Source organism: Agrobacterium sp. 22-226-1 (assembly GCF_053522345.1).
This window is the reverse complement of record NZ_JBNWCP010000024.1, coordinates 1-20,242: the sequence shown is the minus strand read 5'-3', so window position 1 is coordinate 20,242 and position 20,242 is coordinate 1. Positions and strand designations below refer to the sequence as shown.

Annotated in this window: 21 protein-coding genes; 13 read left to right on the top strand and 8 right to left on the bottom strand. The window is 56.8% G+C overall.

All coding sequences use genetic code 11. The features are described 5' to 3' along the window. Window positions 1-122: 122 nt before the first annotated feature. Window positions 123-1,556, top strand: coding sequence for a sensor histidine kinase (locus ACQZ5K_RS25255; RefSeq protein WP_448741808.1), 1,434 nt, complete (start codon window positions 123-125; stop codon window positions 1,554-1,556). Next, window positions 1,553-2,197 (top strand): response regulator, encoded by a 645-nt coding sequence (locus tag ACQZ5K_RS25250; RefSeq protein WP_448741807.1) that lies wholly within the window; start codon window positions 1,553-1,555, stop codon window positions 2,195-2,197. The genes ACQZ5K_RS25255 and ACQZ5K_RS25250 overlap by 4 nt, the downstream gene beginning before the upstream one ends. Here ACQZ5K_RS25250 and ACQZ5K_RS25245 read toward each other — a convergent pair. Both ACQZ5K_RS25245 and ACQZ5K_RS25240 read right to left on the bottom strand, forming a co-directional pair. Then, a complete protein-coding gene (locus ACQZ5K_RS25245) occupies window positions 2,194-2,679 on the bottom strand; it encodes a hypothetical protein (protein WP_448741806.1) in 486 nt (161 codons plus the stop codon). The two genes, ACQZ5K_RS25250 and ACQZ5K_RS25245, sit on opposite strands and share 4 nt — an antisense overlap. 532 nt (window positions 2,680-3,211) lie before the next feature. Further along, a complete protein-coding gene (locus ACQZ5K_RS25240; protein WP_448741839.1) occupies window positions 3,212-3,943 on the bottom strand; it encodes an SDR family NAD(P)-dependent oxidoreductase in 732 nt (243 codons plus the stop codon). An 81-nt stretch (window positions 3,944-4,024) separates the two neighbouring features. Between ACQZ5K_RS25240 and ACQZ5K_RS25235 the strand changes: the two genes are divergently transcribed. After that, complete coding sequence (locus ACQZ5K_RS25235; RefSeq protein WP_448741805.1) at window positions 4,025-4,417, top strand: winged helix-turn-helix transcriptional regulator; 393 nt, start codon at window positions 4,025-4,027, stop codon at window positions 4,415-4,417. Between the two features lie 193 nt (window positions 4,418-4,610). After that, window positions 4,611-4,922 (top strand): hypothetical protein, encoded by a 312-nt coding sequence (locus ACQZ5K_RS25230; protein ID WP_448741804.1) that lies wholly within the window; start codon window positions 4,611-4,613, stop codon window positions 4,920-4,922. Between the two features lie 198 nt (window positions 4,923-5,120). On the opposite strand, the gene ACQZ5K_RS25225 is transcribed toward ACQZ5K_RS25230, so the two are convergent. Next, window positions 5,121-5,492, bottom strand: coding sequence for a hypothetical protein (locus ACQZ5K_RS25225; RefSeq protein WP_448741803.1), 372 nt, complete (start codon window positions 5,490-5,492; stop codon window positions 5,121-5,123). Window positions 5,493-5,566: 74 nt separating this feature from the next. Here ACQZ5K_RS25225 and ACQZ5K_RS25220 point away from each other — a divergent pair, with 74 nt between their 5' ends. Both ACQZ5K_RS25220 and ACQZ5K_RS25215 read left to right on the top strand, forming a co-directional pair. Next, window positions 5,567-6,373: an AraC family transcriptional regulator gene (locus ACQZ5K_RS25220; RefSeq protein WP_448741802.1), complete on the top strand. Its 807-nt coding sequence runs from the start codon at window positions 5,567-5,569 to the stop codon at window positions 6,371-6,373. A gap of 40 nt (window positions 6,374-6,413) precedes the next feature. After that, complete coding sequence (locus ACQZ5K_RS25215; protein WP_448741801.1) at window positions 6,414-6,788, top strand: VOC family protein; 375 nt, start codon at window positions 6,414-6,416, stop codon at window positions 6,786-6,788. Window positions 6,789-6,856: 68 nt separating this feature from the next. Here ACQZ5K_RS25215 and ACQZ5K_RS25210 read toward each other — a convergent pair whose 3' ends face one another. After that, window positions 6,857-7,753, bottom strand: coding sequence for a LysR family transcriptional regulator (locus tag ACQZ5K_RS25210; protein WP_448741800.1), 897 nt, complete (start codon window positions 7,751-7,753; stop codon window positions 6,857-6,859). Between the two features lie 125 nt (window positions 7,754-7,878). Here ACQZ5K_RS25210 and ACQZ5K_RS25205 point away from each other — a divergent pair, with 125 nt between their 5' ends. The 4 genes from ACQZ5K_RS25205 to ACQZ5K_RS25190 all read left to right on the top strand — a co-directional run bounded on the left by ACQZ5K_RS25205 (window position 7,879) and on the right by ACQZ5K_RS25190 (window position 12,263). Then, a complete protein-coding gene (locus ACQZ5K_RS25205; RefSeq protein ID WP_448741799.1) occupies window positions 7,879-8,850 on the top strand; it encodes an MBL fold metallo-hydrolase in 972 nt (323 codons plus the stop codon). A 35-nt stretch (window positions 8,851-8,885) separates the two neighbouring features. Beyond that, the gene (locus ACQZ5K_RS25200) at window positions 8,886-9,455 is read left to right on the top strand and encodes a pyridoxamine 5'-phosphate oxidase family protein (protein ID WP_448741798.1); all 570 of its coding nucleotides are present in this window, start codon (window positions 8,886-8,888) and stop codon (window positions 9,453-9,455) included. Between the two features lie 333 nt (window positions 9,456-9,788). Next, window positions 9,789-11,030 (top strand): MFS transporter, encoded by a 1,242-nt coding sequence (locus tag ACQZ5K_RS25195; protein ID WP_448741797.1) that lies wholly within the window; start codon window positions 9,789-9,791, stop codon window positions 11,028-11,030. A gap of 324 nt (window positions 11,031-11,354) precedes the next feature. Next, window positions 11,355-12,263 (top strand): helix-turn-helix domain-containing protein, encoded by a 909-nt coding sequence (locus ACQZ5K_RS25190; RefSeq protein WP_448741796.1) that lies wholly within the window; start codon window positions 11,355-11,357, stop codon window positions 12,261-12,263. Between the two features lie 362 nt (window positions 12,264-12,625). On the opposite strand, the gene ACQZ5K_RS25185 is transcribed toward ACQZ5K_RS25190, so the two are convergent. Together ACQZ5K_RS25185 and pyrF are read right to left on the bottom strand one after the other, a co-directional pair. Next, window positions 12,626-12,922, bottom strand: a complete 297-nt coding sequence (locus tag ACQZ5K_RS25185; protein WP_448741795.1) for an NUDIX domain-containing protein — start codon at window positions 12,920-12,922, stop codon at window positions 12,626-12,628. Between the two features lie 70 nt (window positions 12,923-12,992). Beyond that, entirely contained in the window at window positions 12,993-13,850 is an 858-nt protein-coding gene (gene pyrF, locus ACQZ5K_RS25180; protein ID WP_448741794.1) for an orotidine-5'-phosphate decarboxylase, read from the bottom strand. A gap of 435 nt (window positions 13,851-14,285) precedes the next feature. Between pyrF and ACQZ5K_RS25175 the strand changes: the two genes are divergently transcribed. Genes ACQZ5K_RS25175 through ACQZ5K_RS25165 form a run of 3 tightly spaced genes read left to right on the top strand, consistent with a single transcriptional unit; the run spans window position 14,286 to window position 17,721 of the window. Then, window positions 14,286-15,128 (top strand): dihydroorotate dehydrogenase electron transfer subunit, encoded by an 843-nt coding sequence (locus ACQZ5K_RS25175; RefSeq protein WP_448741793.1) that lies wholly within the window; start codon window positions 14,286-14,288, stop codon window positions 15,126-15,128. After that, entirely contained in the window at window positions 15,128-16,063 is a 936-nt protein-coding gene (locus ACQZ5K_RS25170) for a dihydroorotate dehydrogenase (RefSeq protein WP_448741792.1), read from the top strand. The genes ACQZ5K_RS25175 and ACQZ5K_RS25170 overlap by 1 nt, the downstream gene beginning before the upstream one ends. Further along, the gene (locus tag ACQZ5K_RS25165) at window positions 16,063-17,721 is read left to right on the top strand and encodes a hydantoinase/carbamoylase family amidase (protein ID WP_448741791.1); all 1,659 of its coding nucleotides are present in this window, start codon (window positions 16,063-16,065) and stop codon (window positions 17,719-17,721) included. The genes ACQZ5K_RS25170 and ACQZ5K_RS25165 overlap by 1 nt, the downstream gene beginning before the upstream one ends. Window positions 17,722-17,977: 256 nt before the next feature. On the opposite strand, the gene ACQZ5K_RS25160 is transcribed toward ACQZ5K_RS25165, so the two are convergent. Together ACQZ5K_RS25160 and ACQZ5K_RS25155 are read right to left on the bottom strand one after the other, a co-directional pair. Continuing rightward, window positions 17,978-18,490, bottom strand: coding sequence for an N-acetyltransferase family protein (locus ACQZ5K_RS25160; RefSeq protein WP_448741790.1), 513 nt, complete (start codon window positions 18,488-18,490; stop codon window positions 17,978-17,980). 25 nt (window positions 18,491-18,515) lie between these two features. After that, complete coding sequence (locus tag ACQZ5K_RS25155) at window positions 18,516-19,910, bottom strand: hypothetical protein (protein WP_448741789.1); 1,395 nt, start codon at window positions 19,908-19,910, stop codon at window positions 18,516-18,518. Between the last annotated feature and the right edge of the window lie 332 nt (window positions 19,911-20,242).

Sequence of the window (20,242 nt, the reverse complement as noted above, 5' to 3'; positions counted from 1 at the left end):
TCCCTGATGGTAGGGCGTGAGAACGGGCCCATCTTCGGGGCAAACCCGCGCCTCCCCCAAGGCAACGGTTGACAATCCGCTTTGCCGGGATAGCTATAAGGGGTGGGAGATGAGTGCTGATAATGCGTGTTCTGCAGACAGGCCGTAAATACAAAGTGCCCCTGACAAATCTCGTCGCACGCTGGAATTCTCAATCCCTTGCAAGGCAATTCCTGCTTGCGGGTGGTTTTGTCGCGGTCTGTGCGATGGCTATCGTGGGTTACTTCGTTGCCAGCCTGATCGAAAACGCCGTGACACGCAACTCCGCGGCGACGACAGCGCTTTATGTCGACAGCGTGATCGCCCCTCTTCTGCCTGATATGCAAACCACCCAGGCTCTGGACGATTCGATAACGCGGGCCCTGGATGAGACACTTGGTCAGGGCGCACTTGGTAAGCGCCTGTTTTCATTCCGGCTCTGGCGTAGCGATGGAACAATTCTCTATTCCAGCGACAGGAATCTTTCCGGCAAGCAGTTCCCGCTTTCTGATGACCTCAGAACGGCCTTCACCGGTCGAATGGCAGCAAGGTTCAATCGGATCGGCGACGTCGAGAGCGAAGCCGAACGCGACAGTGAAAATCCACTTCTGCAAATCTACAATCCTGTCCTGCAGCCCTGGTCTGGCAAAGTCGTCGCCGTCTCTGAATTTTTCGAGGTTGCCCATGATTTCGAGTGGAGCCTCAATCAGGCCCGGCTGTTGAGCTGGTTCATGGTTGCTGCATTTACGATGACATTTTTTGTCCTCCTGTCGATTATCGTCTTGCGTGGAAGCCGTACCATTGACAGCCAGCGCAGGGCACTCAGTGACCGCGTCGCTGAACTGTCTGCCCTGCTGCGGCAGAACGAAGCTTTACGCGCACGTGTTCAGCGCGCCACGCAAAGGGCCACCTCACTTAACGAGAGCTATCTGCGCCGCATCGGTGCTGACCTGCATGACGGTCCCGCACAATTGGTCGCCTATGCCTCGTTGCGCCTTGACAGTCCGATGCTCACCGATCCTTGCACTCCTGGCGAAGATCGCGAAGCATCCTTGACGAACATCAAGACAAGCCTCGATGACGCTATGGCGGAAATCCGTGGTATCTGCAGCGGGTTGATGTTGCCGCATATAGAGACGGACGGCATTGCTGACCTGCTGAAACGTGCGATCCTCGCGCACGAGCAACGGACGGGCGCTTCTGTCGAACTCTCGTTGAACAAGATGCCTGCGAGCCTCTCGACCTCAGCAAAGATATGCATTTATCGCTTTGTACAGGAAGCACTGAACAACGGATATCGCCATGCCGGCGGCGTCGGGCAAAAGGTTGCGCAAACATCTGAAGACGGACTGATTATCATCGAAGTTATCGACAATGGACAGGGCTTCCGCGCGAGCGATGTTTCACCCCAGAAACTCGGCCTTGCCGGCCTGAGGGATCGCGTTGAAAGCCTGGGTGGCGTCTTCTATCTTTTCTCCTCAGAACGCGGAACCACCGTGCGAATGTCGCTTAATATAGAGGAAATGGAGCAGGCATGACGGCGCAACAAATCAGCCTGGCAGTTGTGGATGACCACCCCCTCTTCAGGGAAGGTGTTATCCGAAGCCTGACGGAAATGGACGGGTTCAACGTCGTCGGAGAAGGCAGCAGCAAGGAAGACGCGCTACGCATAGCGGCAGAGCACCGACCGGACATCCTGCTGCTCGATATCTCCATGCCTGGAGGCGGCCTCGAAGCTATCCCGCTTATACTTGATCAGTTGCCCGGCCAGAAGATCGTGATGCTGACGGTTTCCGAGGCAGGCGATGACGTCATGGCAGCAGTGAAGAGTGGAGCGAAGGGCTACGTCCTGAAAGGAGTTGGGTCCCGTGCACTTGCCGATATCATTCGAAGCGTCGCGGCAGGCGACAGCTACGTTGCGCCGACCCTGTCTGCACGCCTGATTTCGGAAAGCGGATCTGGCGCACGGGCCAATCCCTTTACCGCGTTGACGGATCGGGAGCAGGAGGTCCTGGAGCTGGCATCTGCCGGATTGAGCAACAAGCATATCGGGCTGAAACTGGACCTGCACGAAAAGACGATCAAACACCATATGACACAGATCTTCACCAAGCTTGGCGTCAGCAACCGGACGGAAGCCGCGATGGCGTTTCGCGACGAGATTGACAGGCGCCGTTAACGAAGGAACGATCTGAGCCGCTGCTCGTCTGCGGTCGTTGCATCGCGGTTGACGATTGTTCGGCCTTTCGCGTCCTTCATCACGTATCGTCCGCGCTGGACACTTTCGCTGATGCCGTCCCTATGGCGAACAGTCAGGGCACCGCGACCTGCATTCTCTGCGTCATCAACATCGGTTTGGCTTTTCGCAGCATTTCCGGTGCCCGACGACTGGCCGTTATTGCTTCCCTTGCCGCCCGAGTTGCCGTTGCTGCCACTGTTACCGTTGCCGCCACTGTTCCCGCTACCTCCTCCGTTCCCGCTACCTCCTCCGCTGCCGCCGCCTCCACCACCACCATTCCCGTTGCCATCCTTGGCATCGGCCACCTGTCCAGCAACGGTCGCAGAGACACCGTGAACTTTTATTGTGTAGGGGGCAGCAGTGTTGAAGAGGGTCAACACCAGGCAAGGGAAGATGGCGATCAGCTTGCGACGCAATAACACCTCTTGTCTCCTGACGTTTGAATTTGATCCGGCAGCATGCGATTTATAGCTGACGCCAGTTGGCAATTGCCCAATTTCATACAAGTCGTCACAACGCCCTGAGTGGTCAAGCCCAATCGAACGGTTACGACTTCAGCAATCGCTTGAGCAACCCTTTGTCTTCAAAAGTTTCAGACCAACGTCGCAGGCGGGACAGACTGAAGTCAAAAAGTGCGCTGCCAGGCAACGGGAACGAGCGCGAAATCGACGCTGTAATGCTATGGAACTTCAAGGCCCGGCGACAGCACCTTCACGAACTGCGACCTTGTCAAACTTCGGCAGAGCCGAGACAGTTTCTTCAGCTTCACGAGGAGCACTTTGTTGGATATTTTCCGCGGCGCAGGTTCTCAAAAGTCTCAAATTCCACCGGGATCTCCAACTCTGATACCAAACGTCATTTTTCGATGTTGAACGGTTCGGTTTACATCGATCTGTTATCAAGCGTTTGCTGTACCCGACCTGCTCAGATCGGGTACATCGTTTCCAGTTAACTTTAGACCTGCCGCAAGCCGCCGTCGACGCACAGTTCGGCGCCAGCGATATAACTCGCATCATCACTCAACAAGAACAAGGCGGCCGCAGCCACTTCAGAAGGCCGCGCCATTCGCCCCATCGGGATCGGAGCGACAATCGCCGCGCGCATATCAGGCTGAACCGCAGCCATCATCTCTGTGTCAGTAGGTCCGGGTGCAACGACGTTGACGCGGATACCGGCGGGTGCGAGTTCTGCCGTCCATGTTCGGGCATAGGAACGTACGGCTGCCTTGGTAGCAGCATAGGTGCCATAGGAAGCGTAGCCGCCGCTATCGGCAATGGATCCGATAAGGACAACTGATCCACCTTCCATCATTGCCGGCAAAGCCGCCTGGAAGCCGAAGACCATACCGCGGACGTTGACGTCGAAATGGCGGTCGAAGTGTTCGGGCGTTATCTCAGTGATCTGCGCAGGCTCAGCAAGACCTGCATTCAAGACGAGTGCGTCGATACGGCCGTGTGCCTGTCGCACTTTTTCGACAGTCTCTACCATATCATGTGGCATCGCGGCATCGGCGGCAATGCCGACCGCGCCATGACCGATAGTCGTTGCCGCCTTTTCGGCATCTTCGCTTCGGCGACTGGTGACGAAGACCTTCGCCCCTTCGGCTGAAAGCCGCTCTGCAATTGCCAAGCCGATACCCTTGGCGCCCCCGACGATCAGGGCAACCTTGTTATTCATTCGAGCCATCGCAAATCCTTTCAATTGACGGTCTCGCTATGATATACGTTCGATATCTGGTATCAATTACGCACCTGAAGTAGCCTAGATATGGACGAATATATCGACCTTGAAGCATTATCCCAAGGCGCCCTCAACGAGATGGCGCGGGTTCGCACCGCGCTCGACAAGATCGCGGATAAATGGACAATTCTGATCCTGACGGTGATCTGTCCGAAGCCCGCACGTTTCAACGAGATCAAGCGTCGTCTCGACGGGATCACGCACAAGGCTTTGGCCGACGCTTTGAAGAGGCTTGAGCGGAACGGTCTGGTAACGAGGTCCGTCCTGCCCACGCAGCCTGTGGGTGTGGAATATGCCATTACGCCACTGGGCCATTCGCTGCGGGAGCCGTTTGAAGCACTGTGCTCATGGGCAGCGGTCAACGGCGACAAAATCGAGGCGGCTGCGCTACGCTATGACAACAGGGGAAATGGTCGCTGACAATGCCGCTGTGGCCGCTTGGGAAGCGCAAAGCTGAAGTCACTCCCGGGGGGGCGGAAAAGAAAATCGCATGCGTTCCGACCGTGGGCAGGCAAGTTAACTGCCAGCTGCAATCGCGGGAATGCCTCCAGGCCAGGGAACAAACCGGACGAATTTCCGTTGCTCGTCACGGTTATTTCTTCGGAGGCGTCTCATGAAACTCAAGCTGGCTTTAAGCCTGATTCTAGGCATTACCTTTGCAGCAGAAGTCGCGGAAGCGCGGACACAATTGCATCTTTACGGTGCCGTCCCGGTGACAGGTGATTACGTACTTGAGGCCGCCTATCGCGCAGCACTGGACAGATGCAGTTTCGAATCTTACCCATCACACGTCCGCGTCGGTTTTTACGGAGGCACCTATGACTCTCCCCAGGCGCGCAGTTGCATGTATCGTATGGGTTTCATCTCGGCGAATGGCGAGCCTTTCGCATACCCCGTGAGAAAGGCAGCTTACCTTTCATGGTAAAAAGGGCGCGCGACGAGACCGTCGGCGTGTTTGCCAAAGGCGATGTTTGCGACATGTCTCCGGGTAACTGAAAAGAGCCGTCTGGCATTTGTTTCGGTTTGCACGGATCGAAAAGGGCTACGAGATATGCCAGCATGGCTGCGCCGAACGTCTTCAGCGAAAAGATCACGTTCCCCTTGGTAACGACTGGTCGGACACTCAAATGTCATCTCCCGGCCTGGAGATGTTCTGCTCCGCGCCTTGTTCATCACAGGTGACGCTGTTCGGCAGGCCATAGATCGCTGGCGAGACATAGCAAAAGAACGGTGCGGCGAGGCAGGCGTGCAGGTAGGCCTCGACCTGGTCCGTGCACGCACCGGTAGACACGGCCCCCGGTCGACGGCCGAGAAGCGCGCGGGTTTTCGAAAGGAGACCGGTCGTGATTCTTTTAAAGAGGCCGGCGCGCGGCGACTTTGTCCGCGTTCGGGGTGGAGTCAAATTGCAAAGACTGCGAGGCTCCTTGAGTGGCAGACGAATTTCGGTCCTGACAATGTCAGACCACCAACGGTCGTTGAATTTTTGAAGTGCCATGATCGTTCTCCAGCCTGTTCGCCGGGTGTGACCCTATCGACAAAGCACGCGGAAGAATTTAGATATATCATCAGATGATCACTAAATTCCACCAGTCGCGAATATCCCTCTCCGGCGCCTTGGCCGACCACGAGCTCGAAAGCTCCCCTGCGCCCGTGCGCGCAGTCAGGATCGACGTGCCGCAAAACGAACGCGAGGCGCCCGAACATCAACACCGCAAGGGCCAGCTCGTCATGCCCCTGCGCGGTGGTGTGACATGCAGGGTTCCGAGCGGCATGTGGATGGTTCCGCCTCACTGCGGCGTCTGGGTGCCAGGGGGCATGCCTCACAGCAATGTCGCCACTGCCAACGCGCGTTTGTTCTTCCTGTTCGTGGAACCGGGGGCTGCCGATCTGCCGAACCGGTGTTGCACGCTTTCCCTCTCGCCACTCGTCAGGGAACTCATCATCGAGATGGCCGATCAGTCCGAGGTTGCGACAGCTCACTCGGAACTCGTGACGACGCTGCTTCTGTCGGCCTTGTCACGGATGCCGGTAGAGTATCTTCATCTGCCGCTGACGGATGAATCGCGGCTTGTGCAGATTGCGTCGGAACTGGCGAATAACCCGTCCGATCGCAGTACGATGGCGCAGTGGGCAACGCGAATGGCAATGAGCGAGAATTCGCTCGCACGTCTCGTTCAGCAGGAGACCGGCCTTACCTTCGGCCGCTGGCGCCAGCAGTTGCAATTGATCGTCGCAATCCGAAGCCTTTCAGCGGGGGCAACAGTGCAGCAGGTTTCGGGCGACCTCGGATATGAATCGGTGTCGGCGTTCATTACCATGTTCAAGAAGGCGCTCGGAACGTCGCCATCGAGATATCTAGGCAACTTCGACCGTTAACAGTCACGAAAACGGACGGGCAGTCCAGAGGAGACAAAGCATGTTCACCCACGTCATGATCGGCAGCAACGACCTGGAGCGCGCGAGAGTTTTCTACGATGCTACCTTCGTCGCTCTGGGCGGCAAGCCCGGCGAGATGGACGCCAGAGGCCGATTGATCTACGTCCATGAAGGTGGACGGCTGATGATTACGACGCCCATTGATGGCAAACCGGCGAGCGCTGCCAACGGTGGAACAATCGGTATAGCGGCGGCGTCCCCCGACCATGTCCTGGCCTGGCATGCAGCCGGTGTTGCACATGGTGGAACAGCAATCGAGAGCCCGCCTACGGCGCGTCCCAACGGGGCGTTCGTTGCATATCTTCGCGACCCTGACGGAAATAAACTGACCACACGGACGCCTCCGACGAAATGAAGCAGGCGTTCTCATACGCGATTGGTTTCATGAAATGATGTAAATCGGCGGTGGCTCCGGATCGGAATTTAACGGGCCATTTGATCGCGCAAGCGGGGCGTAATCCAGTTCAGGAAGCATCGAACCTTCGTTGGCAGGGGATCGGCTGGTCCGTAAACGACATTTACGGGTAGCGGTTCAGGTGCAAACTCCACAAGTACTTCCTGCAGCGCACCGGAACGTAACTGGTCTGCAACCTGGTAGGAGAGCACGCGGATGATGCCGATGCCCGATACGGCCGCCTGAATTGCGGCCTCTGTCGTGTTGACCGCAAACCTCGGGCGGGGTTCGACATTGAAAGTGGCCCCGTCGCGGCGGTAGCGCACTTCGGGCGCGGTCGCGAAGCCCTGAAAGCTGATACCGTCGTGCCGGGCGAGATCGTCAGGTTCATGCGGAATGCCCCGCCGGGCGAAATAGTCAGGGCTGGCACACACAACCCGGCGGACCGTACCAACACGTGTTGCGATCAGCGCGCTGTCTACCAGATGTCCGATGCGAAGGGCGACGTCAACATGTTCATCTGCCAGACTTATCTGGCGGTCCGTCAGCGTCAGCCGCATATCGATTTCGGGTTGTTCCTTGAGGAATTCCAGCGCGATTGGCAAAACGTGGCGCTCGCCGAAGGCAATTGGCGCGGTCAAATGCAGTCCCCCGCGCAGCGCGCCGTAGTCGCCGCTGGCCTGCCGCTCTGCCGCCTCCAGTTCGTCCAGGATACGCCGTGACGCGGCGACGTAGTTTCGCCCTTCATCCGTCAAGGACAGGCCGCGGCGGGTACGCAGCACCAGACGGGCGCCAAGGCGCTTTTCAAGGTCGGCGACCTTGCGGCTGACTGTGGCGAGCGGCGCCTGCAGGCGCCGTGCCCCCGCCGAGAGGCTGCCGGCATCGACCACTGCGAGCAGTACTGACATCGCTTCGAAACGGTCCATTCTATCCTTCCATAAACTGAGAGGGAATCTCTTGAAATTGCAGGATACCGTATCGGTTTTGGATATCCTAGCTTTCATGATGTCGAGGAACCTTCCCTCATCGTCAGAATAAGGAGAAAGACGTCATGCCCAATCTTTCGCGTCGTGCCTTCGCCAGCGCTCTTCCTTTTGGCCTCCTCGGGGGAGGACTGATACATGGGGCGCGGGCCCTTGCCGCAACACCGCAACCCGTCACGACGCTGGCCAGCGTGACGCCGCTGGCGCAGATCCGCATCGGCCGCTTCACTGTGACCGCGCTGACGGACGGCTATGCAGATATGCCCTACACCTTTTTTCCCGGGCGTGCCCCGGCCGAGGTGGAACGGCAGGCAGTCGCCCAGTTCACCGCCAGGCCAAGCGGCGTGCGGTTTCTGTTCAACCAGTATCTTGTAGACGATGGTCAACGTCGCATCCTGATTGATGCAGGCGCAGCGGGCTCCATCGGGCAAACCGGCAACCTGCCGCAAGCCCTCGCCAGACTTGGTCTGCAGCTTGATCAGATCGATGCGGTCATCGTGACGCACATGCATCAGGACCACATGGGCGGCCTGATCGCCGGCGGCAAGAACAATTACCCGGATGCGGAGGTCTATATCGATCGGCGCGACGTCAGGCATTGGACCGACCCCGCCAAGCGCAGCGGCGCACCCGAATTCCTCCAGACGAGCTTTCAGATGGCGGAAGAGGTCGTGCGCCTCTACCCCAGACTTCAAGCGATCGATGGAGAGCGTGAAATTGTACCCGGCGTAACGATTGTCGACCTGACCGGCCACACGCCCGGCCATATCGGCGTTCGGGTGGAAGACGAGGGAAAGAGCCTTATCATGGTCTCAGACATGATCTTCCCGGTTGTACATCCAGGAGCGACCGACGTGTTCTTTCTGTTCGAGCAGGACCAGGCAGCTGCCAAGGCAATGCGTGATCGCTTTTTCCCTCGCGCCGCGTCGGAACGCGCACTGATTGCCGCCACGCACATGCCGTTTCCGGGGTTAGGCCATGTCGTTGCCGACCGTGGACAAATCCGTTGGCAGGTTGCGGATTGGGCTTTGCAAGACTGAGGTCGGTTTCGGCCGCCTGGAGAGGCAGATGGAAAATGAGCAAATATCTTGATATTGCAACAACGTCCTCCGTGGCGGCCGCACAGGATCACTATGGAAGCGCCGAACAATGGGCGCGCATTGCCGCGCGCGGTGGCGCGGACGAGACGCCCGGAAGCCAGCGCCTCGGCCCCGCAGAAGCAGCCTTCATTCGGGAACGCGACGGTTTTTATCTCGCCAGTGTTTCAGAAACGGGTTGGCCTTACGTCCAGTACCGGGGTGGGCCGACCGGTTTCCTAACCGTCCTCGACCCGACGCTGCTGGGTTTTGCGGATTTTCGCGGTAACCGGCAATACATCACGACAGGCAATGTGACAGCCAATGACCGCGTCTCGCTGTTCCTGATGGACTACGCACACCGGCGGCGCCTGAAGATTTTCACCCGTATGCGGATCATCGATGCAGCAGATGATCCGTTGCTGGCAAAGAGGCTGACCGTGCCCGACTATCCCGCTCGTGTGGAACGTCTTGTCCTCATCGCCGTGGAAGCATACGACTGGAACTGCCCCCAGCATATAACACCGCGCTTTACACTTGCCGAGCTGGAACGTTGGCGAATGGAGTGAACAGGGTTGCTGCCCCGTTTTCAGGGCTTCGGGAATTTTGTCGAGCCGAAACGGCACTGTCCATCCCGCCATGTGCACGGGGTAATCTGGGGCGATCGGACTTATCGGTTCCCTAAGTTCATGCTGCAGCCTTTGAGACGAAACGGAATTTGATACCATTGCCCCCGGACATCGGGCGCATCTGGTGCCCCTTCCCATATTGAATATCGGTCCTGCCTATCTCGTCTAAAGATGTTTTTAAGTGAGCGTCTAAATACTGAGATTAATGTTGACTATTGAGACATCAGTGTGATCTATTCTTCTTTTCGCCGTTAGGTCAAAAAGGGGAACAAAATGACCATGGACACCGCGTATCGTGAGGAAGTGAGTTTGAGTCCGAGTGAAGTGGATGGAAAGGCCAAGAAGGCGATGCTGGGCGCCGCTATCGGTTATGCGATGGACGGGTTCGATCTGCTGATCCTCGGGTTTATGTTGAAAGCAATCTCGAGCGACCTCTCCCTCAGCCCGGGCCAGGCGGCATCGCTCGTTACCGCGACGCTCATTGGCGCCGTCATCGGGGGCGTTCTGTTTGGCATGCTCTCCGACAGACTGGGCCGTGTCAAAGTTCTGACCTGGACCATCGTGCTTTTTGCCGTCTTCACTGGACTTTGCGCCCTTGCACAGGGCTATTGGGACCTTCTTTTCTACCGGACGATGGCCGGTCTCGGCCTTGGCGGTGAGTTCGGCATCGGGATGGCCCTGGTGGCCGAGGCCTGGCCGGCAAACAAACGCGCCAGAGCGTCATCCTATGTCGGTCTGGGGTGGCAACTTGGTGTCCTGGCAGCAGCGATTGTGACGCCAATGCTCTTGCCTGTGATCGGGTGGCGGGGGATGTTCGCGATCGGGATTTTCCCGGCTGTCGTTGCCTACTTCATTCGAAACTCCTTGCACGAGCCCGAGGTTTTTGTCGCAAACAAAGCCGGAAAATCTACAAAATCCTCGCTGCGACTTCTGGTGGAAGACTGGGACACCACAAAACTCAGTATCGGGATGGCTATTCTCTGCTCGGTTCAGAATTTCGGCTATTACGGCGTGATGATCTGGCTCCCGAACTATCTTGCTACCCGGTTTGGCTTTGCGCTGACACAATCGGCGATCTGGACGACCGTAACGATTGCGGGGATGGCACTGGGCATTTTCATGTTTGGTCACATTGCGGACCGGATCGGTCGTCGTCCTGCTTTCTTCGGGTACATGTTCATGGCTGCGGTTATGGTTGTGATCTATTCGCAACTGACGGACCCCTATGAGCTGCTCGTGGCAGGTGCAGTTATGGGATTCTTCGTCAACGGAATGCTTGGCGGTTACGGTGCCCTTATCAGCGAGCTTTTTCCGACCGCGGCCCGCGCTACCGCACAAAACGTCCTCTTTAATGTCGGACGCGGCGTTGGTGGATTTGGCCCCGTCGTGGTCGGTACTATTGCGTCGTTCTACGGATTTGAACTCGCGATCGCTCTGTTGGCGACGTTGTATATTCTCGACATGGTCGCCATGTGGCTCCTGATCCCGGAACGGCGCGGACGTGAGCTTTCCTGACGATTGAGCGGGCAGCAACCCCTGGGAATTCGAGGCCCTGCCGCGGAACGCGGCAGGGTGAACGTGACTGACGCCGCCTATGCGGCGTTGTCAATGCGACAGGAACATATATTGATTTTCTCGCCGTAATTCCCGCATGCCTATAACTGAAAGGCTCCACGGTCGTCGCATAGAGCCATCGCTTCACGGTATTTTGCCCGGGGGTCCAGAAGTTTAGATTTGTATAAATACCGTGCAGACATTGTGGCATGTTGCTCCGATCCTTCCGGTATGCGAACGGTATCGCTCATGTATTAGTCTTTGGAAGTTGGCGGCGGCATCAGGATGACTGACGAAACTGCATATGGCGATGTGATTCGGATCGACGAGATTGGTGCGCGATTGCAGGCCTATCGTATCGGTCACGGTCTTTCCCCGGAGGAAATGGCGAAACGTCTTGGCATTTCTCGTGCCGCCCTTTATCGTGCGGAAAAAGGGGAGATTCTCAAGATCGAGCTCCTCGTCAGCATTTCCAAGGTTCTGGGCGTTTCTATCCAGAGCCTCCTCGGCGTTGACATTGAATACATTGACACCGCTGGCTCCTTCTTTGAGCGCATGCGTCAGCTCGAGGAGAAAAGCGAGCAAATCATTGGTTTCTTTGGTCCGATCTCTTATCTCCTGACATCGGAAGTGTACGACGAGATGCTTCAGGAGGTCTTTCTCGATACAGCTCCCATGGATGACGCAACCGAAGATGCGATCCGCCGGTTGATCGATACGTTAAAGGGACGGAAGAAAAACTACCGATTGCGCCGGCCCTTGCTCGTAAGCCTGATTGCCTCTTCAGATCTCGAGCGTTTTCTCCTCCATGGTCTGGTTGGTCGCCAGGATTTGCCGGAAGACGTTCAGAGGCGCCGCCGGGTCATGGCGTGCCGGGAAGTACGCCACATAAGCAGCCTGTTCCGAAAGCAGCCGCTGGGTGTTCAACTGGGTATCCTTCCGCAATCGGTCCCCTCCACAAGCTTCCAGATTTTTCGTCAGGCCGATCACTCGGTGCTGGCCATCAGTCCGTTCCGTTTGGGAGAGCAGCCAAATATTCGCGTCGGCGTCGGTCTGATAACCAGCTCCCAGGATGGAGTGCGACTGCATGAGGATATCTCACGTCAGATGTGGGAACAGGCACTGAAAGCGACCGAAGCTGCGGACTTCATTGATAGTCTGATAGCCAAATACGGTGTGGATGACGACCAGTAGGGTCGAGCGAAACGTTGGGGTTTTCGACGACGTCGGAACCGGGCAGTTTCCTGCGTCTTGCAACACGGGCGTTTGCTGAAGAAGATATCACCACTACCCTCCTAAAGAGAATCTCTTCCCTGTTTGACAGAAAAAATTGACAAATACCCGATGTTGCAAGCCTTGCCACGGCCATGTCACTCCCTCAATGTGAGTCGATCTTCTGTCGCGTCGTCAGGCGAAGCCTGCTTGGTGGACGCGCGGTAAATGTCCAGCGAAAATCTTGCCGAAGGTGCGAGATCCGCGGCGCTGAATGCGCACGAATCAACCAGATGGAAGCCGCTATTCTTTGTCGGTTCGGTAACTGTCAGGGGACCGGAGCGTTACCAGCAGATATAGGAGACGACAATCCAGTTCGCGCCAGCTCCCGACGCTCCTTCCCCTTCATGCTGGAGGCGCACGTGAGAAAACCGATCGATTTCAATTACGGCCGCTGTTCCAACTTCTTCCTCGATTTCCCGATGCAACGCGTCCCGAAATCGCCCTGCGTTGTTGCATTGCCCCCCAATCCCTTCGAGGAGGCCAATATTGTCGCGGAACATCGGTCCCCTCTTGATAAGAATCGCTTGCCCTTCGTCGTTTAGAACAAGTCCTTCAACTGCAAAATTGGTTATACTCATGTCGCGCCGTGAGCAGGCCACAACGAGTTCGGCAATGTCCGCGGGTTCCAGGAAGGACAAAATGTGGGCATCAGCGCCCCTGCTCCTGCAGGAAGCGAGCTGAACGGGCGAAGTCGGCGATTGTCTCGCGAAGTCGATCTCGGTCGGGCCCTGCTGAAAGAATTGACCGGGACACTGTAGGAATTACCCGTGATGCACTCGACCCGAACATTTTATGCGCGTCCTGCATCGTTGCCCCCTGGGCGCCAATACCCGGGGACAGGAAAAGGGATCGGGGCAGCGCATCCAGAAGTGTCGCATTTTCGGCTCCGCCCGTGGCGCCGACGACTGCGCCAACTGGCCCGATAGCGGCCTCATTTTCCAGTGCGTCGTTCCAGGCCGTGACCGACGTCGCGACGTCATGAGCAACACTGCGCCCCTGCGTCAAGGCGGCTTGAATGGATGTACCTTCCGGATTGGACGAACGGACCACCACAAACACGGCCGTCTCCGTCGAAGCCGCCTGCCGGTATAGCGGCGATAGCGCCGAGGTTCCCAGATACGGGCTGGCGGTGACCGCGTCGGCACCGAAGGCGCTTTCGGGCCCAAGCCAGGCTCTCGCATAGGCTTCCATGCTCGAACCGATGTCTCCGCGCTTCGCATCGGCGATAACCAGCAGGTCCCGCGACTTCGCGTCGCGTATGAAACGAGAAAGCACTTGCATGCCTTCGGGGCCAAAGGATTCGAAGAACGCGACCTGGGGTTTCACGATACCAGCCAACCCGTCAAGCGCGTCAAGAAGAACGCGACAGAGCTGGCCTGCGCCCTTTGCATCGGGCGCAAGCCCCCAGGATTGAAGGACCGTGGGTGAAGGGTCGAACCCGACGCAGAGCGGTGACACATTTTTGGCGGCCTGCATAAAACGCGAGAAAAAGCTGGTGGATGACATGAATACCCTTTGTCGCCATTTTGTCTTAATAATGATACTATTCTCATATATATGAAAACTGTCGCAATACCAAGAGTTTTATCAGAGATGAGACTTATATCAAAAGTGGGTTTTGTCAGCGTCGACAACCTGACAGCGCTTCAGTCTCGATGGATTTGCACTGAAGTCGCCGGGAAGCGCATCCTTTGACTGACTATTAATGCGATAAATCTCAAAATTGAGATTTTTGTTGACTGTTCAGGCATTGAAGACGTATGTTCTGTTTTTGAACGCAGGAGTGCCCATGACACTTTATCGCTTTGTCGCTCGACGCTGATCCGAGTTTCCATCGCGCGATGCCGGTGTTTCCGTCTGCGTACTTTCCTTTCTGTCGATGCTTGCCTCAACAGCGGACTTGGCCGCTGGAGAGTCGCGCGTCTTTTCCCGGATTCACACATGTCAGCCAGTCTTTGTGCCTATCCAGCTTCTGCTCCCCTTCCACCTCATCGATCCATTCATGAGGTTGAGACGATCATAAAACGACACGAACCGGTAAACGACCAGTACCGCCTGATTGTCCTCTCGGCCCCCGATTCAGTGCTCGATTGCCGGCCGGGCCAGTTCTTTCACATTCTTTGCCCGCAGACGGATCAATTTCAGCCATTTTTCCGTCGACCGATGAGTATCTACTCGTATGACCTGGAAGAAGGAGAGCTTGCCTTCCTCTACAAGGTGGCGGGTGCAGGTACGCGTGCGCTGTCTGAACTGAAGGCAGGCGACACGCTCGATATCGTCGGCCCGATTGGCCAGGGTTTCGAATTAAAGGCTGAATGGCAGCGGCCTCTTCTTCTGGCGCGGGGTGTGGGGCTGGCGACGCTTGCACCGCTTGCCAGGGAATGTGCGTACACGGGGCGGCGACTGACCGCTATTTGCAGCGCACGCTCTCCCGAACTTCTTATGTCCACAGACCTGTTTCACGCCTATGGCGCGGAAGTCATCACCGTTACCGATCTGGAAAGCAATTCCGGCGTGGAGAGCCTGACACCGCTAGTCGATAAGCTGGTCAAAAGCCACCAGGTCGATTCGTTCTTCACTTGCGGGTCGGCCCGCCTGATGCGCATGCTGCGGGACATCGCCACCAGACATGGCATCGGGGGGCAGGTTGCACTGGAGCAGCATATGGCGTGCGGCATTGGAATGTGTCAGGCCTGTGTAAGACCCTTCAAGCGTTCGGCAGAGGCAGTCAATCTCAGGGTCTGCCGTGAAGGTCCTGTCTTTGACCTCGACGAGGTGCTGTGATGACAGATCTTTCCACGCGGATCGGAACTCTCTCGCTAAAAAACCCGATCATGCCGGCGTCCGGCACATTTTCCGAAGAGCTGGCAGATGTTTTCGATCTCGATTGCATTGGTGCGCATGTGACCAAGACCATCACCCGCGAAAGGCGTTCAGGCAACCCTGTGCCACGTGTTTGTGAGATCAGTGGTGCAATGCTGAACTCGATCGGGATACCCAGCAAGGGTGCGGACTGGTTCGTCAGAAACACAATTCCTTTCTACACGCAGTATGAGGCGCCTCTTGTCGTCAGCATATCTTCGGGGACTGCCGACGATTTTGCCCGGTTCGCCGAGGAAATCAGCATTCCGGGTGTCGACGCGATCGAGATCAACATTTCCTGTCCAAATATTGAAGATCATGGCAAGGCCTTCGCCATGCGCCCCGCTTCGACCGAAAACGTGATTCGGAAAATTCGTGACGCAACAGATCTGCCTCTCTGGGCAAAGCTGTCGCCTAATACAGGTGAAGTGGTGGAGGTGGCTCAGGCAGCCGAAGCTGCAGGTGCCAACGCACTTGTCGCGGCCAATACCATGCTCGCGATGGCGATTGACAGTCGCACTGGCGAGATCCGGCTTGGCAACGTTATGGGCGGTCTTTCCGGGCCGGCCATAAAACCAATCACGCTGCGCATGACGTATCAATGCGCTAACGCGGTTTCCATCCCGGTGATCGGTTGCGGGGGCATCTCTAAGGTTGACGACGTCATCGAATACCTGATGGCCGGCGCACGTGCCGTGCAGGTGGGGACCGCCACATTTATCAGGCCGACTACCATGCCGCGTCTTGTTCGTGAGCTCGAAGCTGCGCTCATTGCCCGCGGCCTCGCCAGTGTGGATGCACTGATCGGCACTGCAAAACTTGCCAGAGAAACGATCGCTCTTGCGGAGTATACCTGATGCCTGCAACCCTCGCGAACACCTGCGAAATTAACGATCTGTCCGGCACAGCTGTCCATCTGTTCAGACAGGTCGCCAAACAATCAGCTGATCTCGAAGGCGTCAGTCGACCCGCATTCTCCGATGTCGAAACGGGTACGCTGCAGCTCCTGATGGATTTTGCCCATGCTGAAGGACTGGCCGCGGTTTGGGACCAGGGTCGCAACGTCATATTCTCGCTACCCGAACATCAGGCGGCCGATCGCTTTGTATTATGTGGTTCACATGTTGACAGCGTTCCTCGCGGGGGGAACTTTGACGGACTGGCCGGGGTTTTGTCAGGTATTATGTGCCTGGTTCGCGCCCGGCGAGAGGGAAACAGTTTCTCCCAGCCGGTAAAGGTCATCGCCATGCGCGGCGAGGAAAGCGCCTGGTTTGGTCCCTGCTACGTGGGGTCCAAAGCCCTGCTTGGCATCCTTTCACCGGAGGAGCTTGCCGCAAAACATCGAGGTGACGGTCAAACGCTGTCCAACCATATGGAAGCCGTGGGTATCAATATGGAGCCGATCCGCGCTGGCAAAGCGATTATCGACGCGAACCAGGTGAGCGCCTATATCGAAGTCCACATCGAGCAGGGTCCTGTTTTGGTCGAGCGCAATCTGCCGACCGGCATCGTGTCGGGTATACGCGGTAATTTTCGTTACAGAAAAATCGCTTGCTATGGTGAGGCAGGTCATTCCGGTGCAGTTCCCCTCGCCTATAGACACGACCCGGTGCTCGCCATGGCGGAACTTCTCAACGTTCTTGATGCCGCCTGGCATGAATTTGTCGCCGCCGGCCGTGATCTTGTCATAACCAGTGGTATGGTTTCGACAGATCAACAGAAACATGCACTGACCCGGATCCCCGATGTTATTGAGTTCAGTCTCGATATTCGTAGCAAGGATAGCGAGATGCTTAACAGAATGCATTCGTTTGTTCTTGCCCAGATCGCCCGTATCGAGCGCGAGCGCGCCGTTCGTTTCGATACCGGTGAGGCTTTATGGACGAGCCCGGCCATCTGCGATAAGAAACTCATCGCGCACTTGGGGGAGGCCACCCGGGCGACAGGTTCACCTGTTTGCCTGCTTGCATCAGGTGGCGGCCATGATGCGGCGGTGTTCTCGCAAGCGGGTATTCCGTCCGGCATGATCTTTATCCGCAATCGCAACGGATCACATAATCCGCAAGAAGCGATGACAATCGAGGATTTCGACGTCGCGACGGACATTCTCTATCAGTTTTTGATCAACCCGATTGCGTTACCTTCGAGGGCGCTCTCCCCTCGGCAAAAAGAAAAGGCGAAGAACCTCATGTTTAATACGATTACCGATATCATCCGGGAAAAAGGCAACGGCTCTCGTGCTTACCACAGCGCCGCTACCGTGGCCCGGAAGGCCGCGCTGGCGGATCCCGAGCGGGCTGCTGGCTATTTCATTCTTGCGGTGGCAGCCCAGGAGTTCGCCGATCTGCATTATGGCGAAGCCACGCAGGCGGAAGTTTTTGACCGCGAACTGGACCGCTTCCAAAACGCCGTGGACATGCTTGATAAGGTATTTGAAGGCTCGGACGCAGACCAGAAGCTGAAGGCTGTATCGATGATGGCGATGAAGTTTATTGCTGGAGAACAAGGCCGCTAACTTGGCTTGGATCATCGTGGGTGTTTGTTCGGTCCGCTTTTGGGTCGACGCGAGGTGACCCGAAGATCTGCCCCCCTCAGACGCTATCTTCAAAGCTGGACACTCGATCCAACTGAATGGCATCGCCCCATCGGCCGGGAAAGGGGTTAGGTGCCTCTATTTCTAACGGCCGATTCCCTTCCTGACGTACACAATCGACCTTGTCCGGTGCCTGGCTCGTTCGTCTGCCTGGCACCTTCAGACACTCTCACGGGGTTCAAGTTCCCGCCTTCAATCGCTTGGCCATAAGGATTTCCTCAAATTCGAGGCCATCCTCAATGTATCCCTGTGGGACGGTCCCTATCACCTCAAAGCCGGCACGTTTGTAAAATCGAATTGCTGCTGTCCGATCGGCTCGCGCTCCCAGTTCAATCTGTCTTATCCCGTTTTCCCTGGCGTACCCTATAGCGGTGTCCAGCAGCTCGTTTGCAAGACCTGCTCCGCGAAAGCACTTGTTCACGTAAACCATTGTAAGCGTTGCGCGGTGCCTCATCCTCGACTGTTGTAACTGCTTTAGCGCCATCAAACCGATCGGTCGGCTTTTGGCAAAAGCAACGAAGATCGGAATAGTCATCCGTTTACGCCATTCGGCATCCGAGAATTTTACCCAGTCCCCATAGATACTCGCGAAGGCGTTCGGCTCGTTTCTCAGCGCTTCCAGTCGGATCTGGCGAAACAGATCCATCTCTCCATCTGAAATTTTCCGGATCTGCCATCCCGTTATTTTCATCAAGTTGCCTCGCCGTGAATACTGGCTATGCCCATGCCCACTCAGGTGACGCTGTCGTAATCCTCTGGCTTGCAAGATGTCCGTACATCTCCCGCCAAATCGGATCGCCGGCGAAGAAAGCAAGATCGCCTGCCGCCACTTCGAGTGGCTGCTCACCATATGCCGCAGCAACTGCCAGCCAATGTCCAATCTCTTCCGTTTCCTGAAGCGGAAAGGCGTTTGCCGGACGAAGAACGCGATGGCCCCACATTCCGGAGCGCCGGTCTTCACGCATTGCGGCCAGAAGCGCCCGGTCGTGGTTTACATCAAGTGCGGCAGCAACGACGTACCGCATCAGCGGGTGGTAGACAGTTTGCCGGCTGCCTCCAAGTAACCTGACGCCCGGCAGGATCGATGTGACGAGTGCTATCATAAGCAAATTCGGAACCAGCTCGCGCTGGCGCAACGACCTTGCCAGATGCTCGGGGGTAAGCGGGATGCGGAAGCTTGACGAAGTTGAACCAGTCAGGACACCGCCATCGAGATGAAGCGGAACGATCCGCCCGTCCAAAAGCCCCCAGAAGAAGTCAGTTGTTCGCCTGATCCACCCTCCCCACGGACCTTGGTTCAGCGTATCGATGGTCGCAAGCATTCTTTCCGCAGCTTGATCATCGCCCGTGAAACGTCGCGATAGCCAGGAATCCGGGTCTTCGAAGTGATCGGCAACAAGATCCCCCACGTCCGCGTCGCTGAACTGGAGCAACTGGAGTGACAAGGGGAATGACTTCTTCCAGAGCGCCCGATTGGCGGCGATGATCGCGTCGGCAGCCGTCGGGAACGCGGCCTCGGGCAGCTCGTTTCCCAGCCATTCGGCGTTCCGGTTTGCGGCGGATACAGTGTCAGGCCTGAGGTCCAGATAATAAGGGCCGTTGCGACCGCAAAGGTTGGTTGATCCCATGCGCCGTTTCGATAAACCGAAGACATTGACGAGTTCACCGCCGACATCGAGCCAGCCGGGACCTTTTCCGGGTCTCTCCGTAAATTTGACCGTCGAACAGCCGAAGTAGAGGTGCCACCGACGCTTGTGGGAACTTAAACCCAAAGCGCTGAACAGATGTGTGTAAAATGCCTCCGGATCCACAACCAGGAAGCAATGCGGTCCGGTTTGTAGCACGGGCATCTCTGATACCTGCCGGGCAGCGTCCAGCGCATGATCCTCATCAACGCCTGCACGAATTGCCACATCGCGGACCAGCAACTGCAAACGCCCCATCGCATCGTTACGAACGGAGCATTGTCCTCTGTGGACATCATCATATACCGCGTGGGCGTAGTCCAGGAGCGGACGCTGCCAGAACCTTTCGAGCTCCGGCATCAGAATGGTGAGCGCCTGTCTGATTTGTGAGGCGGAAATAGGGGATTCTCTAAAGCTGACACTCATCAATTCTCACCCGATCCTGTTGATTGAGCTTTTATCGGCGTCACCGCCTGAGGAGCGCGCCATCTATGTTTTTTGGGGAGCGGCTCGTTGGCGTCGTCGACAAGCGTCAGTGGCAGTCGCTCGTTGCAGAAGTCAGCTGGTATTGCCGGATGCAACAGCGAAGTGACGAACTCGATCATGGAGCGTCGGCAATTCGACGAGACAATCGTGTAAAAATTGCCGCTATTCCACGTCTGTTGATTTCCACTGAGAACTGACCCGGTAGCCCAGGATATTTCCATCGAGAATTGACCCATGTTTGAACCTTGCCCTGCGTGTTTTCAGCGGGGGCT

Excerpts from the sequence above, each read along its gene's own strand:
- ACQZ5K_RS25220 (WP_448741802.1), top strand. The coding sequence starts at position 5,567 with ATGATCACTAAATTCCACCAGTCGCGAATATCCCTCTCCGGCGCCTTG.
- ACQZ5K_RS25155 (WP_448741789.1), bottom strand. The coding sequence starts at position 19,910 with ATGAGTGTCAGCTTTAGAGAATCCCCTATTTCCGCCTCACAAATCAGA.
- ACQZ5K_RS25235 (WP_448741805.1), top strand. The coding sequence starts at position 4,025 with ATGGACGAATATATCGACCTTGAAGCATTATCCCAAGGCGCCCTCAAC.
- ACQZ5K_RS25225 (WP_448741803.1), bottom strand. The coding sequence starts at position 5,492 with ATGGCACTTCAAAAATTCAACGACCGTTGGTGGTCTGACATTGTCAGG.
- ACQZ5K_RS25200 (WP_448741798.1), top strand. The coding sequence starts at position 8,886 with ATGAGCAAATATCTTGATATTGCAACAACGTCCTCCGTGGCGGCCGCA.
- ACQZ5K_RS25210 (WP_448741800.1), bottom strand. The coding sequence starts at position 7,753 with ATGGACCGTTTCGAAGCGATGTCAGTACTGCTCGCAGTGGTCGATGCC.
- ACQZ5K_RS25240 (WP_448741839.1), bottom strand. The coding sequence starts at position 3,943 with ATGGCTCGAATGAATAACAAGGTTGCCCTGATCGTCGGGGGCGCCAAG.
- ACQZ5K_RS25205 (WP_448741799.1), top strand. The coding sequence starts at position 7,879 with ATGCCCAATCTTTCGCGTCGTGCCTTCGCCAGCGCTCTTCCTTTTGGC.
- ACQZ5K_RS25170 (WP_448741792.1), top strand. The coding sequence starts at position 15,128 with ATGACAGATCTTTCCACGCGGATCGGAACTCTCTCGCTAAAAAACCCG.
- ACQZ5K_RS25175 (WP_448741793.1), top strand. The coding sequence starts at position 14,286 with ATGTCAGCCAGTCTTTGTGCCTATCCAGCTTCTGCTCCCCTTCCACCT.
- ACQZ5K_RS25255 (WP_448741808.1), top strand. The coding sequence starts at position 123 with ATGCGTGTTCTGCAGACAGGCCGTAAATACAAAGTGCCCCTGACAAAT.
- ACQZ5K_RS25190 (WP_448741796.1), top strand. The coding sequence starts at position 11,355 with ATGACTGACGAAACTGCATATGGCGATGTGATTCGGATCGACGAGATT.
- ACQZ5K_RS25195 (WP_448741797.1), top strand. The coding sequence starts at position 9,789 with ATGACCATGGACACCGCGTATCGTGAGGAAGTGAGTTTGAGTCCGAGT.
- ACQZ5K_RS25250 (WP_448741807.1), top strand. The coding sequence starts at position 1,553 with ATGACGGCGCAACAAATCAGCCTGGCAGTTGTGGATGACCACCCCCTC.
- pyrF (WP_448741794.1), bottom strand. The coding sequence starts at position 13,850 with ATGTCATCCACCAGCTTTTTCTCGCGTTTTATGCAGGCCGCCAAAAAT.
- ACQZ5K_RS25185 (WP_448741795.1), bottom strand. The coding sequence starts at position 12,922 with ATGAGTATAACCAATTTTGCAGTTGAAGGACTTGTTCTAAACGACGAA.
- ACQZ5K_RS25165 (WP_448741791.1), top strand. The coding sequence starts at position 16,063 with ATGCCTGCAACCCTCGCGAACACCTGCGAAATTAACGATCTGTCCGGC.
- ACQZ5K_RS25215 (WP_448741801.1), top strand. The coding sequence starts at position 6,414 with ATGTTCACCCACGTCATGATCGGCAGCAACGACCTGGAGCGCGCGAGA.
- ACQZ5K_RS25160 (WP_448741790.1), bottom strand. The coding sequence starts at position 18,490 with ATGAAAATAACGGGATGGCAGATCCGGAAAATTTCAGATGGAGAGATG.
- ACQZ5K_RS25230 (WP_448741804.1), top strand. The coding sequence starts at position 4,611 with ATGAAACTCAAGCTGGCTTTAAGCCTGATTCTAGGCATTACCTTTGCA.